Consider the following 16,209-nt stretch of genomic DNA (forward strand, 5'->3'; position numbering starts at 1 on the left):
CGGAAGGCAGGCCCGCTGATTGCGTTCCGGCGTCAGCGTTGTGGCGTCAGCCGCCACCGTCGAGGTCGTCGCGTCGGCGCAGGATCTCCAGCTCGTGACCGCTCAGCCGCATCTCGTACAGCTTCCCGCGGGCGTTCTCGAAGGGCCGGTGGAGGATCATCATCAGCCGGCCGTCGAAGGTGTGGAACAGCATGCCGTGGCCGCTGTCGTCGCGGACCAGCGGCCGGCGCTGCTCCCACGGGCCTCGGACGTCCCCGGACCTCGACACCGCGTAGGTCTGTACGTAGCCGCCGCTGACGGTGCCGTCCTCGCCGGCCGTGTTCTTCTCGTAGGTCGACCACAGCATGAGCAGCGACCCGTCAGGGGTGCGGTACAGCTGAGGGCCGTCGGTGATGTAGGGCGCGAGCTGGTGCGGTACGCCGGCGGGGATCTGCTCGGCGGTCCAGGGCGCGTCCGAGGCCTTGAAGAGGTAGACCGGGTCGCCGGTCGTCCGGGACAGGTCCGGGGCCAGCCGGACCGCCTCCATCGTTCCGTCGACGGTCTGGAGCCACTCGTGCGCGTACACCATCCAGGGCTGCCCGGACGGGTCGACGTACAGCGTGCCGTCGAGGGTCATGAGGTGCTCGGGCGGGACGGGGCGTGCGGGGTCGAGCACGGTGAACGGGCCGAGCGGCGAGTCGGAGACCGCCGTGATCGTGCCGCGCATATGGGTCGGGGTCCGGAACGGGACACCCCACTGGTTGGGCGGCGGGACCGGGAGCGGTCGGTCCTCGTTGTGCAGCGTGGTGAACAGGTAGTACCTGCCGTCCCACGCGTGCACCTCCGGCGCCCACGCGCCGTCCGTCGCCCAGATCCCCTCCTGCCCTGCGGTCCGGAACACCACCACGGGGGCCGTCCAGTCGCGCAGGTCGTGGCTGCGGTAGACCATCGTGCCGGTGCCGTCCACGCCCGACACGGAGGGGACGTTGGACGTGTAGAGGTGGTAGGTGCGGGTCTCTTCGTCGGCGACGACGAACGGATCGTGCAGCGGCATGTCGGGAAGCCGCATCAGCTCACCCCTTCGTAAGGGCCCGCCCTCGTCAGATCACACAGCCCGCATGGGCCAGCGCCTGCTTCAGCAGCACTCCGTGCCCGCCCGGCATCTCGCTCTGCACCGCCTCGGAGACGGCCTCCTGCGGGCTGAACCACACCAGGTCGAGCGCGTCCTGCCGAGGCCGGCAGTCGCCCGTCACCGGCACGATGTAGGCCAGCGACACCGCGTGCTGGCGGGGGTCGTGGTACGCCGTGATCCCCTGCGTCGGGAAGTACTCCGCGACCGTGAAGGGCTGGAGCGACGCCGGGACGCGGGGGAGCGCCACCGGGCCGAGGTCCTTCTCCAGATGGCGCAGGAGGGCGTCGCGGACGCGCTCGTGGTGCAGCACCCGGCCGGAGACCAGCGTCCGGCTGACCGTTCCGTCGGGCCCGATGCGCAGCAGCACACCGACACTGGTGACTTCGCCGCTGTCGTCGACGCGTACCGGGACGGCCTCGACGTACAGGATCGGCATGCGGGCGCGTGTCATCTCCAGTTCGTCGGAGGACAGCCAGCCGGGCGTGGTATCGGTCATGTCAGACATTGCTTGATCATACTTTCAGCCGTTCGGACTTCCTGGATAGCCGCTCCAGGGGAACTGTGACCGGCCCCACGCCGTCTTAATCCCCTCCCGGCATGTCGTCCGGCAGCCGGTAGACCCGCAGGGCGTTGTCCCGCCCGGCCCACCGCGCGATGCGCAGCGCGTCCGGCAGGGACAGCTCGTCGGCGTCCACCCGCTCCTGGAGCAGCCCCGCGAGCCCGTGCCGGAAGGCCAGCGCCCCGAGGTGGAAGAACTCCGCCACACCGTACGCGTCGGAGCTGTACAGCAGTTTGCGGAACGGTGTGATCTCCAACGCCTCCGCGAGGACCGCGCCGGCCCGGGCGGGGCCGACGTAGTGCAGGGTGAGACCGACATCGAGGTACACCTGCTCGAAGACCGCCGCGAGATAGGCGGCCTGCCGCTGGTAGGGCCAGCAGTGCAGCAGCAGCACGGGGATCGTCCCGGCGGTCAGGTGCAGCCAGTCCGTGAGGTGGGCGGGGTCGGCCCGGTGCAGCCGGATGTCGTTGTCGCCGAACCCGGTGTGCAACTGGAGCGGCAGGCCGAGGTCGACGGCGGTCCACAGCAGGTGCCGTACGAGGACCGGGTCGGCGAGACGGCCCCCGCGCCCGGACCAGCGCCGGGCCGCCTCGGTGACCTCCGTGTCCGAGGGGCGGGCCGGGTCCAGGTCGAAGCCCGTGCGGTAGGCCGCCACCGACTTCACGGCCACCACGCCGGGCCGCCGCACGGCGTCGAGCGCGGCCGCGCGGAAGACGTCCGCGTACGCGTCCGGCTCCACCCCGGCGGTCCGCACCGATTCGGCAACCGCCTCCAGCCGTACGACCTCGTACGCGGACCCGCCCGCGGCCTCGGCGAGTTCGGGCGGGGTGGTGAGCCGGTGGGCGGCGAAGCCGGTGTCGACGCAGAGGACGTCCGTTCCCGAGGCGCGCAGGAAGCGCCGCCGCACCTCGTGCCCTCCCAGCTCGGAGCGGCGGGCGAGGTACTCCTCGACCGGGGCGTGCCGGGGCAGGTCCAGCAGGGGAGCGCAGTGGCGGCGCACGGCCACGCCCACGGGGCTGTCGAAGGGGGAGAAGCCCGGCCAGACGTCGCCCTCCGTGATGAGCGACTCGAAGGCCGCGCGGTCGAGGTCGGCGGTGACGGTGCCGTGGCAGTGGTGGTCGACCAGACGCAGGGCGTCGAGGGTCTCGCGGACCGCGCCCACGTCAGTACTTCCAGCGGTAGGCCGCCGCCACCTCGTCGTCGTCCAGCCCGGCCACGGACGCCAGTTCGCCCCGCCGTACGGCGATCACCGCGTCGGCCAGGACCGGTCCGAGGGCCGCCCGCAGCGGTTCGTCCGCGCGGAACTCCTCGACGGCCTCCTGCAGCGAGACCGGCAGCCGCCGTACGCCCAGGGCCGCCGCCTCCGCCTCGGCCAGCCGTGCCGGGTCCCCGGTGATCTCCCCGGGCAGGGCGGCGGACGACGTCAGGCCGTCCAGCCCGGCGGCGATCAGGGAGCCGATCGCGAGATAGGGGTTGGCCGCCAGGTCGACCGGTTTGATCTCCAGGTTGGCCGCCTGGTCGCGCAGGCCCGTGGTGCCGGTGATGACGCGCAGGGCGGTCTCCCGGGTCTCGCGGCCCCAGGCGGTGAACACACCGGCCCACTGGGAGGGCCTGAGCCGCAGACCGCTCGCCGGGCTCGGGGCGGTCACGGCCGTGAGGGCGGGCAGATGGGCGAGGAGGCCGGCCGTGAACGACTCCGCCTCGGCCGTCATGCCGTACCGGCCCTCGCCCCCCGAGTGCAGGTTGACGCCGTCACGCCAGGCGGAGAGGTGGACATGGCCGCCGTTGCCGACGCCCTGTCCCACGACCGCCGGGGCGAAGGAGACCCGCAGCCCGTGCCGCTGGGCCACCGCGCGCACGGTCTGCCGCACCAGCACGCTGCGATCGGCCGCCGCCACCGGATCGAGCGCACCCACCGAGATCTCGAACTGCCCCGCCGCGTACTCGGGATGGACCTGTTCGACGTCGATGCCCTGCGCCGCGCAGGCCGCCAGCAGGTCGGCGGTGCAGTCGCCCAGTTCGACCTGCCGGGTGGCGCCGTAGGCGGGGCCGGTCGTCGCGGGCACGAACGCGTCGTCGGGTGCGTCGCCGCGGGCCACGGTCCACTCGATCTCGATGGCCGCCCGGAAGGAGAGACCGTGCCGCTCGGCCGCCTCGGTGACGACCCGGCGCAGGAACGTGCGTGTGCAGCCGGGGTGCCGCTCCCCCTCCTGCGTGATCCGGTCGACCGGCGCCCACGCCCAGCCGGGCTGCCCGGCCAGCACCACCAGCTGGTCGAGGTCGGGGTAGAGACGCAGGTCGCCGTCGGGGGAGCCGAGGACGTCGGTGGTCACGATGGAGTCGTTCGCCAGGAACGTGTCGAACACCGGGGACATGCCGACGCCCCAGGCCGCGGCGGAGGCGAGCCGGGCCGTCGGGACGGTCTTCACCCGGCCGATGCCCGCGGTGTCGACGTAGGCGAGCACGACGCCGTGCACGCCCCGGCCGGCGAGTTCGCCGCTCAGCGCGGTGGCCCGCTCGACGTCGCCGGGGCGGCCGCCGGGCACGGGATCGGCAAGGGTGGTCATACGCCTCTTCCTCCGGTCAGGGCTTCACGGCCACCGCGCCGAACTGCGGTACCAGCACGGCCGAGCCGTCCTCGGCATGCCACTGACCGCACGACACCATGCCCGGTTCGAGCAGCTCGAGACCGTCGAAGAAAGCGGCGATGTCCTCGCCGCCGCGGGCGGTGATCGGGGGAGTGGCGTTCTCGTTCCAGAACTTCATGGCCGGTATCTGGCCCGCGCCGCCGAGCTCGTCGTCGAAGGTGGGGTGGGTGAGGACCAGGAAGCTGCCGGAGGGGACCGCGGCCATCACACGGCGCACGATGTCCCGCGCCTTCTCGGTGTCCAGCACGAAATTGAGGATGCCCAGCATCATGACGGCGACGGGCCGGTCGAAGTCGAGGGTGTGCCCGGCCCGTTCGAGGATGGCGTCCGGGTCGTGCACATCGGCGTCGATGTAGGCGGTGACGCCGTCCCGGGTGCCCGTCAGCAGGGTGCGGGCGTGCACCAGCACGATCGGGTCGTTGTCGACGTAGACGATCCGTGAGTCGGGCGCGATCCGCTGGGCGATCTCGTGGGTGTTGTCCGCCGTCGGCAGCCCGGTGCCGATGTCGAGGAACTGCCGCACTCCGCGCTCGCCGGCCAGGAACGACACGGCCCGGCCCAGGAAGTCCCGGTCCGCCCGGGCGATGTCCCGGATGATCGGGAACATGCCGGCGACGTGCTCGCCGACCTGCTGGTCGACCTCGTAGTTGTCCTTGCCGCCGATCCAGTAGTTCCACACCCGCGCGTTGTGCGCCACACCGGTGTTCAGCCGCGCCGAGCCGCTCGGCGGGGTGTGGCTCTCACTCACGTCTCTTCCTCTCCTCGCACGAGCGACCGGAGGACCGGTCATCGCCGCCATTGTGCCGTTCCGGTGATCACGTTGTCCCGGGAATCGGCGGAGGCGGGGAGGCGGTCGGCGGATCGGTCGGCGTGCAGGAGAGAACGGCGGGCCCTACTCGACCTCGCTGGGGTCCGGGGAGGGCGTCTTGCCGGCCAGCACGTCCTTCAGATTCTGGGTGCCGATCTTCACCGCCTGTTCGGCGGAGTCCTGCTCGTCCCCGTCGAGCCCGCCCGCCGTGACGGTGATGGCGTCGTTGCCGACGCGTACGGCTGCCACGGTCAGGGTCAGTGTGGCCTCCGCGCCCCCGGCCGTGCCCTGCACCGTCACGCGCAGGCCCTGACGGGCGTCGCCCACCTTCGGCAGCGAGGTCTCGATGACCTGGACGGTGCGTTGTTCGCCGTCCTCGGTGACGGTGAACTGGTCGCACTTCTCCGGCAGGGTCGCCATCCAGCTCAGGGAGTCCTGCGGGTCGGTCCGGTCGTAGGAGGCGACCTGGTACAGCAGGCGCGAGTCACCCTGCTCGAAGCCGCGCAAGGCGTTCGCTCCCGACGGCCTGCCCAGCAGATCGTCGTCGAACAGGGAGTTCATGAGGCGCTGGCAGTCGGCGGCGTCGGTCTTGGCGGTGAGGAAGTCGGAGACGTCGACCGTGCCGATGACCAGACTGTCGTTCCAGTTCTCGGCCTCCGTGTCCTTGACCTGGGTCCAGTCGTCCTCGATGTCCGCCTCGGTGATCAGCGCGGCCCGGGCGCCGTCCTCGGTGAGGGTGGCGCTGGGGGAGGGGGTCTGCTGCTTCCCGGCGACCTGTGTCGCGGTGATGCCCGACGCGCGCGATCCGTCTCCGTCGTCCGAGCAGGCGGCGGTGGCCAGCAGCGTGCCTGCGGCCAGGGCGGTGGAGAGAACGCGGGCGAGCGGGGACGGGCGACGGGTCATCGGGAGTGCCTCCTGAGAGCGTGACGCGTGTCCTCAGCGCACCACCGGCTCCGGCGGGCCACCACCGGCACCGGACTGTTCGGGTGAGCGCCGCCCGGAGTGCGGACGTCTCACGTTCCGGTCTGCGCGTGCCCGTTCTGCCAGGCCCAGGCCGCGATCTCGACGCGGTTCCGGGCGGCCAGCTTGAGCTGGACGCTGGACAGATGCGTCTTGACCGTGGAGAGCGAGACGTACAGTTCGGCCGCGATCTCGGCGTTGGTGCGGCCGAGGGCGACCAGGCGGACCACGTCCAGTTCGCGCTCGGTCAGCGGCTCCTGGAGCGGGGCCGCGGGGGCCGGGGACACCGGCTGCTGGGCACTGTCGGAGGCCGGAGCGGCGGTGATGTGCCTGAGCAGACGGACCGTGACCGACGGGGAGACCAGCGAGTCGCCCGCGGCGGCGGCACGGACGGCCTCCGCGAGCAGGGTCGGGCCGGAGTCCTTGAGCAGGAAGCCGCAGGCGCCGCCGCGCAGCGCGCCGTACACGTACTCGTCGAGATCGAAGGTGGTGACCACGACCACCCGCAGCGGGTCGGCGACATCCGGTCCTGCCAGCAGCCGGGTCGCCTCCAGTCCGTCCAGCTTCGGCATCCGGATGTCCAGCAGACACACGTCCGGCCGCTCACGGCGGGCCAGCGCCAGGGCCTCCTCGCCGTCGCGGGCCTCGGCGACCACGGTGATGTCCGGCTGGGCGTCGAGGAAGAAGCGGAAACCGGTGCGGACCATGTCCTGGTCGTCCGCGATGAGCACCCGGATGGGAGCGCCGGAGCGACCGGCGGGGCCCGGTGGGACGGGGTTCGTCATGGGTCGATCATGCCTCAGGGTCGGGACCGGGCAGGGGGGCGTCGGGCGGACGAGGCTCCAGCCTTGTCCGCGGTCCCGGGTGCGCGCCTCCGCCGAACGGCCAGGTCCGGGGGCGGGCCCTCGGCCGTTCGGCCGATCCCGCCGTGCGGGGGCCTCGCCTACCGTGATCCGCATGAGATCCACCTCCCCCCGGGGCTGCGTCCGGGGCTTCGGCGTCGGGTTCCTCGTGGCGGCCGCGGTCTACGACCTGCTGATCGCGAGCGGCTTCGGCCAGGCCCCCTGGCCGTCGGCGGCGGTGCTCCTCGCCGGTCTCGCCGCGGTGCTGTGGCCGGACGGGCGGCGGCCGCGGTGGCTCACCCCCCAGCTGCGCACCGCAGGGCCCGCCCTGATCTCCGTGCTCTTCACGACGGGGGTGCTGCTGACGGACCGAGCGGAGGTGCCGTTCGGGCCGGGCGAGGTCGCGATCCTGCTGAGCCTGCTGTTCATCGCCGTACGCCACTGCCCATGGCCGTGGGCTCTGCTGTGCGGTGTGCTCGACGGGGTGGCCCTGCTGCTGTTGCCGGTGCGGTACTTCCGGTCGTTGCAGGACGAGGTGCCGGCGTACGCCGCGATCGGACTGTTCCTGATCGGGCTCACCGCCGGACTCGCCGCGTACCTGCGCTCCCTGGACTACCGGCGCACCGTCGCGGTCGTCGACACCCGCCGTGCCGAACGCGTCGCGATCGCCGCCGACCTGCACGACTTCGTGGCCCACCACGTCACCGGGATCCTCGTGCAGACGCAGGTGGCCCGCATGATGGCCGAGCGGCAGCCGCAGGACCTGGACCCCGTCCTGGCCGGTATCGAGCACGCCGCGACCGAGGCGCTGGCCTCCATGCGCCGCACGGTCGGCGTGCTGCGCGACACCGGCCCCGAGGCAGCCGACCGCCGCCCCGTCGGCGACCTGGCCGGCATCTCCGACCTGGTCGAGGGCTTCGCGAGCCCGGTCCAGCAGTCCGTCCTGCACCGCGACCCGGACGTCTCCGACGATGTGCCGCACGAGGTGCAGGCGGCGGCGTTCCGGGTCGTCCAGGAGGCGCTGACCAACGTACGGCGCCACGCGGCCGACGCCACCCGGGTCACCGTCCATCTGGCCCGCCCCGGCGACCGGCTGGAGGTCAGGGTGGAGGACGACGGCCAGGGCGGCACCCAGCTCCCGGAGGCCGCCCACGGCGGCGGTTTCGGCCTGGTCGGCCTGACGGAACGGGTGACCGCGCTGGGCGGCGAACTGCGCGCGGGGCCGCGCGCCGGGGGAGCGGGCTGGCAGGTGCGGGCGGCGTTTCCGGCGGGGAAGCGCTGAGCGAGGCGTCCGACGCCTGGCTTCGGGGCTCACGCGCGCTGTTCAATGAAGCTGTACACCCGCCGCGCGCGAGAGGAGCCGCCCGTGTCCCCCGCCGTCGTGCCGCCGGTCGGCGCGCGTATCCGGCAGGCCCGGCTGGAGCGCGGCACGAGCCTGCGTGCGCTGGCCCGGGAGGTCGGTGTGTCGGCGAGCCTCGTGTCGCAGATCGAGACCGGCAAGAGCCAGCCCTCCGTCAGCACGCTGTACGCGATCACGACGGCCCTCGGGATCTCCGTGGAGTCCCTCTTCGACGCACGGGCCCCGGCGCCCGTGGTGGGCGCGAGCACGCCCGGTTCCCTCCCGCACGCCCTCGCGGCCTTCGCCGCCGACCCGGGGCGGCGTATCGGCCCGCTGGCCGTCGCGGGGGAGCGCGAGACGCTGGAGCTGGACTCGGGGGTCGTGTGGGAGCGTCTCGGCCGGGTGCCGGGCGCGGACATCGACTTCCTGCTGGTGACCTACCGGCCCGGCGGCTCCTCCGCCGGCTCCGGCGGACTGATGCGGCACGGGGGCACCGAGTACGGCTATCTGACCTCCGGCGAGCTGGTCCTCACCCTCGGTTTCGACGAGTACACGGTGCGCCCGGGCGATGCCGTCTGCTTCGAGTCGACGACTCCCCACCGATACCGCAACGATGGAGAGGTACCCGCTGTGGGCGTCTGGTTCGTGTCGGGCGATGTTCAGTGACACTTGACACCCCCGGCACCCGGGCGTTCACTCCGAAGTGGGGGTGGTCGCCATGGCGATCCGCACATACGGCCCCAACGCCGTCGACTGGGAAGAGCGCATCGACCTGGACCGGCTGCGGGGGCAGCGGCTGGCCCGGCTGCACGAGTCCCTGAACCGGTCCGAGCTGGGCGCGGTGCTCAGCTTCGACTTCGCCAACATCCGCTATATGACGGCCACACACATCGGCACCTGGGCGATGGACAAGCTGATCCGCTTCGCCCTGCTGGTCCGCGACGGCGAACCGGTCGTCTGGGACTTCGGCTCCGCCGCCCGCCACCACCAGCTGTACAACCCGTGGCTGGACTACAGCGACGGCAAGGGCGGCCCGCCCACCGGCGCCCGCGCCGGCATCTCCACCCTGCGCGGCGCCTTCCACCCGGACGCCGGGATCGCCGAGGACGTGGCCGCCAAGATCGCCGCCGAGCTGCGCGAGCACGGGTCGGTGAACGAACCGCTCGGCGTCGACGTCGCCGAGATGCCGGTCCTGGCCGCCCTGCGCGCCGAGGGCATCGACGTCGTCGACGGACAGCAGGTCTTCCTGGAGGCCCGCCGGATCAAGACCGGCGACGAGATCGCCCTGCTCACCCAGGCCTGCGCCATGGTCGACGCCGCCTACGAGGAGCTCTACGGACATCTGCGCCCGGGCGTCCGCGAGAACGAGTGCGTCGGGGTCGTCAGCAAGGTCCTCTACGACCTCGGCAGCGAGTACGTGGAGGGCGTCAACGCCATCTCGGGCGAGCGCTGTTCACCGCACCCGCATGTCTACAGCGACCGTCTGATCCGCCCCGGCGACCCGGCCTTTTTCGACATCCTGCACAGCCACCTCGGCTACCGCACCTGCTACTACCGCACCTTCGCCGTGGGCAGCGCCTCCCTCGCGCAACGGGACGCCTATGTGCGCTGCCGGGAGTACATGGACCAGGCGATCGCCCTGGTCCGGCCCGGGGCCACCACCGCCGACATCGTCCGGGTCTGGCCGCGCGCCGAGGAGTTCGGCTTCGCCGACGAGACCGCCGCCTTCGCCCTGCAGTACGGCCACGGTGTCGGCCTGTCGATCTGGGAGAAGCCGATCTTCAGCCGCCTGGTCTCCCTCGACCACCCCGAAGTCCTCGAGGAGGGCATGGTGTTCGCCCTGGAGACCTACTGGCCGGCCGCCGACGGCTGGTCCGCCGCCCGCATCGAGGAGGAGTTGGTCGTCACCGCCGACGGCTGCGAGGTCATCACCAAGTTCCCCGCCGAGGAACTGCTGGTGGCCGGGCGCAAGTACTGGACGGTGGGCGGCGAGCTGAACACCTGCCGGGAGTCACAGTCGCACCTGAACACCGGGTCGCCGTGATGGAACCGGCCGGGCTCCTCGCCGCCTACGAGCGGATGGCCGTCATCCGCCGTACGGAGAAGGCCGCCCACGACCTGTTCCTCCAGGGGCTGGTGAAGGGCACCACCCACCTCGCCGCCGGGCAGGAGGCGATCGCCGTGGGCGCGAGTGCCGCCCTGCGCCCGGACGACTACGTGTTCGCCACCTACCGGGGCCACCACCATGCCCTCGCCCGGGGCGCCACGCCCGAGGAGTGCCTGGCGGAGCTGATGAGCCGGGCGACCGGGCTGTGCCGGGCCAAGGGCGGCTCCATGCACCTGACCAAGGCGGCCACCGGCATGCTCGGCTCGTACGCCATCGTCGGAGCCCACCTCCCGATGGCGGTCGGCGCGGCCTGGTCGGCCCGGCTGCGGGGGACCGAGCAGCTCGCGGTCGCCTTCTTCGGCGACGGCGCCACCAACATCGGCGCCTTCCACGAGTCGCTCAATCTGGCCGCCGTGTGGAAACTGCCCGTGCTGTTCGTCTGCGAGAACAACCTGTACATGGAGTACACGCCCATCGCGGAGGTCACGGCGGTGCCCCGGCCCGCGGCCGACCGGGCGCCCGCGTACGGCATCCCGGGCGAGGTGGTCGACGGCAACGACGTGGTGGCCGTGGCGGAGGCGGTGGAGTGGCTCGCGGGGCGGGCCCGGGCCGGAGACGGGCCCGCCGTGCTGGAGGCCGAGACCTACCGCCACTACGGGCACAGCCGCGCCGACCCGGCGGCCTACCGCCCGGCCGAGGAGGTCGAACGGTGGCTGAAGCACGACCCGTTGGACCTCGCGCGGGGACGGCTCGCCGAGCTGGGCATCGGGGCGGAGGCCGTCACCGAGGCCGACGAGCGGGCCCGGGCCGTCGTGGAGCGGGCCGTCGAGGCGGCGAAGGCCGCGCCGCCGCCCGACCCGTGGGAGGCACTGACCGACGTGTGGGCCGACGGAGGTGTCGCATGGCGGACGTGATCACCTACCGGGACGCCGTCGCCGAGGGCATCGCGCGCGAGATGCGCCGGGACACGTCGGTGGTGTGCCTCGGGGAGGACATCGGCGCGGCCGGCGGGGTGTTCAAGACGACCGTGGGGCTGCACAAGGAGTTCGGGCCCGGGCGGGTGTGGGACACGCCCATCTCCGAACAGGCCATCGTGGGCGCGGCGATGGGCGCCGCCCTGACCGGGATGCGGCCCGTCGCGGAGATCATGTTCTCCGACTTCCTGGCCTGCTGCTGGGACTACCTCGCCAACGAGATCCCCAAGGTCCGCTACATGACCGGCGGCCAGGTGACCGTGCCCCTGGTCGTGCGCACCGCCAACGGCGGCGGACTGGGCTTCGGCGCCCAGCACTCCCAGGCCACCGAGAACTGGGCGCTGACCGTCCCCGGCCTGAGGATCGCGGCACCGGCGACGCCCGCCGACGTCATCGGCATGCTGGCGGCGGCGATCCGCAGCGACGACCCCGTGGTCTTCTTCGAGCACAAGGCCCTCCTGGCCACCAAGGGGACACCGCCACCGCCCGGTCACCTCGTCGAGCTGGGGCGGGCCGCCGTCGTGCGCGAGGGCACGGACGTCACGCTCGTCACGCTGGCCTCCACGGTGCCCCTGGCCCTGCGGGCCGCCGACGTGCTGTCGGGGGAGGGGATCGAGGCGGAGGTGATCGACCTGCGCTCGCTGGTCCCGCTGGACACCGCGACCGTCCTCGCCTCACTGGGCAAGACCTCGCGGCTCGTCACCGTCGAGGAGAACCCGTACCAGGGCGGCTGGGGCGCCACCGTCGTCTCGGTCGTCGCCGACGAGGGCTTCGGCCTGCTCGACGCGCCCGTACGGCGGGTGACGGGGGAGTGTGTCCCGCTGCCGTTCGCCGACGCGCTGGAGGAGCAGGTCGTCCCCACCGTCGGCAAAGTCGTCACGGCGGTGCGAAGACTCGCCGCCTACTGAGCTGCCCGCCGGCCCCGTACCGAACAGCCCATGGGAGGAAGCGCGATGACCACAAGGACACTGTTGCGCTCCGGTCACGTGATCTCGATGGACCCCGACATCGGGGACCTGCCCCAGGGGGACGTCCTCGTCGAGGACGGCAGGATCGCGGCCGTACGGCCCGAGATCAGCGCCGATGCCGAGATCCTCGACATGACCGGCCGCATCGTCATCCCCGGCTTCGTCGACACCCACCGCCACACCTGGGAGGCCCCGATCCGGGGCGTCGCCCCCGACGCCACCCTCGACGACTACTTCGTCGACGTCCTCGACAGCTTCGCACCCCTCTACACCCCCGAGGACGTCTACGCCGGCAACCTCGCGGGCGCGCTCGAATGCCTCAACGCCGGCATCACCACGCTCGTCGACTGGTCGCACATCAACAACACCCCCGAGCACCCGGATGCCGCGATCCAGGGCCTGAAGGAAACCGGCATCCGGGCGCAGTACGCGTACGGCAGCGCCAACACCTCCCTCGCCGAGTACTGGTTCGAGAGCAAGGTCGCGATCCCGGCGGACGACGTCCGCAGGATCCGGTCGACGCACTTCGCCTCCGACGACGGCCTGCTGACCATGGGCCTCGCCACCCGTGGCCCCGGCTTCTGCGTCAACGAGGTCGTCGCCGCCGAGTGGGCCCTGGCGCGCGAGCTGGGCATCCCGATCACCGTGCACGTCGCCATGGGGCGCCTCGCCGGCCGCTTCGGCATGGTCAGGCAGCTCCACGGCATGGGGCTCCTCGGCCCCGACACCACCTACGTCCACTGCTGCTACTTCAGCGAGGGGGAGTGGCGGATGGTCGCCGACAGCGGCGGCACGGTGTCGGTCGCGCCGCAGGTGGAGCTCCAGATGGGGCACGGCTGGCCGCCCGTCATGCAGGCGATCGAGCACGGACTGCGGCCCTCGCTCAGCATCGACGTCGTCACCACCGTGCCCGGCGACATGTTCACCCAGATCCGCGCCGCCTTCGGCGCCGAACGCGCCCGCGTCAACGCCGACTGCTGGCAGGCCAACATGCCGGCGCCCAGCACCATGCTGACAGCGCGCCGGATGCTGGAGATCGCCACCGTCAACGGCGCCCATGTCGCGGGTCTCGAGGACCGCACCGGCTCGCTGACCCCCGGCAAGCGTGCCGACATCGTCGCGATCGACGCCACCGCGCCGAACGTCGCCCCCGTGCACGACGCGGCAGCCGCCGTGACCCTGTGCGCGGACGTGTCCAACGTCGACACCGTCCTGGTCGACGGCGTGATCCACAAGCGCGACGGGAGGCTGCTCGCCGACACCGGGCGGGCCCGCCGGCTCGTCGAGGAGTCCCGCGACCGGCTCCTCGCGGCGAAGGAGGCGAAGGGGGAGAGGGCCCCCGCATGACGAACCACCTGGTGCGCCGCGCCGCCGACCGGCCCGATCCGCCGTACGACGGCCACGGCCACCGGCGGCGGACGCTGGTCGGCGAGGACGACGGCAGCGTGCACACCGGCTTCGGCCTCTGTGAACTGCGGCCGGACGGCCGCGTGCCCGCCCATGTGCACTCGTACGAGGAGATCTTCCACGTCCTCGACGGGGCCGTGATCCTCGACGTGCCCGACGGGTCGTACCTCCTGGAGGAGGGCGACTACGGCCTCCTGCCGACCGGCGTTCCGCACGCCTGGCGCGGGGCAGGGGACACCGGCGGGTGCTGGGCGGACATGCTGGCCCCCGTGCCGCGGGCGCGCTACGGGCACGACACCCAGGCGGTGCCGGAGCTGCCCGCCCGCGACCCGGTCCGGATCGACGTCCGCGACCCGCGCACCCGGACCTTCGGGCACTTCGAGCCCGACCAGATGGATCCCGGCAAACAGTCCCAGGACCTGCTGGCCGCCACGGCGAGCATGCGCACCGCGCTGCTCGTCTACAGCGGCATCACCGTGAAGATGATGGTCGACGGCGACCTGGGCGCGGTCGCCTCGACGATGTTCATGGTGCGGTACGCGTCCGACGGCGTCATCGGCACGCACGACCACCCCTTCGAGGAGACGTATCTGATCCTCGAGGGCGTGGCGGAGGCCACCCTCGACGGCGAGCGGTACCGGCTGGAACCCGGCGACCTCGCCTGGGCGGGCGCCGGTTGCGTGCATGGGTTCGTCAACGCCGGGCAGGGGCCCCTGCGGTGGCTGGAGACACAGGCGCCGCAGCCGCCGTCACGGCACTCCTACCGGTTCACGCGGGACTGGGACTACCTGCGCCAGGCGCTTGAGGAGGAGTCATGAGCAGTGTCCTTGTCGTCGGAGGCACCTCGGGGATCGGCCTGGAGTTCGCTCGGGCCCGGGCCGAGTGCGGGGACGACGTGGTCCTGACCGGCCGCGACGCCCACCGGGCCGACACGCTCGCCAAGGAGTTCGGCGCCCGGGGCCTCGCCCTCGACCTGTCGCGACCGCTGGAGGTCGCGGCGGCGCTGGCCGACATGGGCCGCGTCGACCATCTGGTGATCGCGGGTGTCTCCCGGGACGACAACAAGGTGACCGAGTACGACATCGACGCCGCGCTGCGTCTGGTCACCCTCAAGCTCGTCGGCTACACCGAGGTCGTGCACACGCTGCGCACCCGACTGCACGACGACAGCGCCATCGTGCTGTTCGGCGGACAGGCCAAGGAGCGCCCCTATCCGGGCGCGACGACGGTGGCGACCGTCAACGCGGGCGTGCGCGGCCTGATGAACTCCCTCGCCGTCGAACTCGCTCCCGTCCGGGTCAACGCCGTGCATCCCGGTGTCGTCGGCGACAGCCCCTACTGGCAGGCCAAGCCGGAGAAGGTGCTCACCACACTGCGTACCGAGACGCCCACGGGCCGCCTCGCCACGATGGCGGACGTGGTGGACGCGGTCGACTTCCTGCTGCGCAACCGCTCGGTCAACGCGGTCGAACTGACCGTGGACGGGGGGTGGTTGCTGGGCTGAGCAGCGGGCGGCCTCCTGCCACGCCGGAGGCCGCCCCGCTGCTCGCGGCTCGGCGCTACGCCTTCAGCGGGTCGTGGCCGACGGTCATCAGCCGGTGCCGGCGGCGGGTGTCCTCGGCCGTCACCTCGGGCAGCGGTTCGTTCTCCAGGTCCACCTGGGAGGTGACCCGGTCCACGACGTTCCGCATCACCCGCAGATCGTCCTCGGTCAGGTCGGTGCGCCGTTTCTGGAGGATCGCCAGGACGTGCTGTCCGGTCTCGCTCCCCGCCTGGTCGGGCAGCGGCTCCGCGTCCTCGTCGGCGTCGCGCATCCGCAACCAGGCGGCGAGCTCCTGTGAGGTCATGTTCACCACGCGGTGGAAGTCCTCCCACAGCGCGTCGAGTTCGAGGGCGTCGGTCATCGGATGCCCCTTCCTTCCGTACGTACGTGCGTGCGCCGGTCAGCCCTGGCGGGGGAAGTTCTCGGCGTCGAACATCCACCGCTGCTTCTCCAGCTCCGCGGTGATGCCGATCAGCAGGTCCTGGGTGACCAGGTCCGCCTTCTCGGTCGCGTCGATGCGCTCGCGCAGCCGGCCGACGGCGTCCTCGAGGGCCTCCACCAGGACCTGCACGGCGTCCGAGTCACGCACCCAGCCCTCCTCGGGGCCGGGCAGGGTGAACGTCTTGGCGATGGTCTCCGGCCGGCCGTCCGGCGGCACACCGAGCGCCGCGGACCGCTCCGCGACCGTGTCGGCGAAGTTCCGCGCGGCCGTCACCACCTCGTCGAGCTGGAGGTGGACGGACCGGAAGCGCGGTCCGACGACGTTCCAGTGGGCCTGCTTCCCGACCAGCGAGAGTCCGAGCAGATCGACCAGGGTGTCCTGGAGTGCCTCGCAGGAGACCCGGCGGGCCTCGTCGGACAGTGTGCTCCTCACGGCCGTCATGGGGCGCTTCTCCTTCTCGCGTCGTTCTTCGTGGTCCGGAGCGGCGCGTGACGCCACTCC

At 72.4% G+C, this 16,209-nt stretch carries 17 protein-coding genes; 8 read left to right on the forward strand and 9 right to left on the reverse strand.

Annotation, left to right across the window (positions count from 1 at the left end; genetic code table 11):
• Positions 1-46: 46 nt before the first annotated feature.
• From ACFT4A_RS06115 to ACFT4A_RS06145, 7 genes are all read right to left on the reverse strand, one after another.
• Entirely contained in the window at positions 47-1,048 is a 1,002-nt protein-coding gene (locus ACFT4A_RS06115; protein WP_382826385.1) for a glycoside hydrolase family 43 protein, read from the reverse strand.
• Between the two features lie 31 nt (positions 1,049-1,079).
• Complete coding sequence (locus ACFT4A_RS06120; RefSeq protein ID WP_215117242.1) at positions 1,080-1,616, reverse strand: NUDIX hydrolase family protein; 537 nt, start codon at positions 1,614-1,616, stop codon at positions 1,080-1,082.
• Between the two features lie 76 nt (positions 1,617-1,692).
• A complete protein-coding gene (locus ACFT4A_RS06125) occupies positions 1,693-2,832 on the reverse strand; it encodes an amidohydrolase family protein (RefSeq protein WP_382826386.1) in 1,140 nt (379 codons plus the stop codon).
• Position 2,833: 1 nt separating this feature from the next.
• A complete protein-coding gene (locus ACFT4A_RS06130) occupies positions 2,834-4,237 on the reverse strand; it encodes a glutamine synthetase (RefSeq protein WP_382826387.1) in 1,404 nt (467 codons plus the stop codon).
• 16 nt (positions 4,238-4,253) lie between these two features.
• On the reverse strand, positions 4,254-5,066 hold the full coding sequence (locus tag ACFT4A_RS06135; RefSeq protein ID WP_382826388.1) for an SAM-dependent methyltransferase: 813 nt from the start codon (positions 5,064-5,066) through the stop codon (positions 4,254-4,256).
• A 144-nt stretch (positions 5,067-5,210) separates the two neighbouring features.
• Positions 5,211-6,029: a hypothetical protein gene (locus ACFT4A_RS06140; RefSeq protein WP_382826389.1), complete on the reverse strand. Its 819-nt coding sequence runs from the start codon at positions 6,027-6,029 to the stop codon at positions 5,211-5,213.
• A 110-nt stretch (positions 6,030-6,139) separates the two neighbouring features.
• Positions 6,140-6,871, reverse strand: a complete 732-nt coding sequence (locus tag ACFT4A_RS06145; RefSeq protein ID WP_382826391.1) for a response regulator — start codon at positions 6,869-6,871, stop codon at positions 6,140-6,142.
• Between the two features lie 172 nt (positions 6,872-7,043).
• Here ACFT4A_RS06145 and ACFT4A_RS06150 point away from each other — a divergent pair, with 172 nt between their 5' ends.
• From ACFT4A_RS06150 to ACFT4A_RS06185, 8 genes are all read left to right on the forward strand, one after another.
• Positions 7,044-8,210: a sensor histidine kinase gene (locus ACFT4A_RS06150; RefSeq protein WP_382826393.1), complete on the forward strand. Its 1,167-nt coding sequence runs from the start codon at positions 7,044-7,046 to the stop codon at positions 8,208-8,210.
• An 84-nt stretch (positions 8,211-8,294) separates the two neighbouring features.
• Entirely contained in the window at positions 8,295-8,933 is a 639-nt protein-coding gene (locus ACFT4A_RS06155; RefSeq protein WP_382826395.1) for a helix-turn-helix domain-containing protein, read from the forward strand.
• Positions 8,934-8,985: 52 nt separating this feature from the next.
• Positions 8,986-10,311 carry a M24 family metallopeptidase gene (locus ACFT4A_RS06160; protein WP_382826397.1) on the forward strand — a complete coding sequence of 442 codons (1,326 nt, stop codon included), beginning with the start codon at positions 8,986-8,988 and terminating at the stop codon, positions 10,309-10,311.
• Positions 10,311-11,288 (forward strand): thiamine pyrophosphate-dependent dehydrogenase E1 component subunit alpha, encoded by a 978-nt coding sequence (locus ACFT4A_RS06165; protein WP_382826399.1) that lies wholly within the window; start codon positions 10,311-10,313, stop codon positions 11,286-11,288. Before ACFT4A_RS06160 ends, ACFT4A_RS06165 begins: the two co-directional genes overlap by 1 nt.
• A complete protein-coding gene (locus tag ACFT4A_RS06170; protein WP_382826400.1) occupies positions 11,276-12,256 on the forward strand; it encodes an alpha-ketoacid dehydrogenase subunit beta in 981 nt (326 codons plus the stop codon). Before ACFT4A_RS06165 ends, ACFT4A_RS06170 begins: the two co-directional genes overlap by 13 nt.
• Positions 12,257-12,301: 45 nt before the next feature.
• Positions 12,302-13,663: an amidohydrolase family protein gene (locus tag ACFT4A_RS06175; protein WP_382826402.1), complete on the forward strand. Its 1,362-nt coding sequence runs from the start codon at positions 12,302-12,304 to the stop codon at positions 13,661-13,663.
• Positions 13,660-14,541 carry a cupin domain-containing protein gene (locus tag ACFT4A_RS06180; RefSeq protein WP_382826403.1) on the forward strand — a complete coding sequence of 294 codons (882 nt, stop codon included), beginning with the start codon at positions 13,660-13,662 and terminating at the stop codon, positions 14,539-14,541. Before ACFT4A_RS06175 ends, ACFT4A_RS06180 begins: the two co-directional genes overlap by 4 nt.
• Complete coding sequence (locus tag ACFT4A_RS06185) at positions 14,538-15,227, forward strand: SDR family oxidoreductase (RefSeq protein ID WP_382826405.1); 690 nt, start codon at positions 14,538-14,540, stop codon at positions 15,225-15,227. The genes ACFT4A_RS06180 and ACFT4A_RS06185 overlap by 4 nt, the downstream gene beginning before the upstream one ends.
• Before the next feature lie 55 nt (positions 15,228-15,282).
• Here the strand turns inward: ACFT4A_RS06185 and ACFT4A_RS06190 are convergent, their stop codons facing one another.
• Positions 15,283-15,627: a DUF3140 domain-containing protein gene (locus tag ACFT4A_RS06190; RefSeq protein WP_382486225.1), complete on the reverse strand. Its 345-nt coding sequence runs from the start codon at positions 15,625-15,627 to the stop codon at positions 15,283-15,285.
• A gap of 39 nt (positions 15,628-15,666) precedes the next feature.
• Positions 15,667-16,149: a Dps family protein gene (locus ACFT4A_RS06195; protein WP_382826406.1), complete on the reverse strand. Its 483-nt coding sequence runs from the start codon at positions 16,147-16,149 to the stop codon at positions 15,667-15,669.
• Between the last annotated feature and the right edge of the window lie 60 nt (positions 16,150-16,209).

It is taken from the genome of Streptomyces sp. NPDC057099 (genome assembly GCF_042671245.1).
Classification (GTDB): domain Bacteria; phylum Actinomycetota; class Actinomycetes; order Streptomycetales; family Streptomycetaceae; genus Streptomyces; species Streptomyces purpurascens.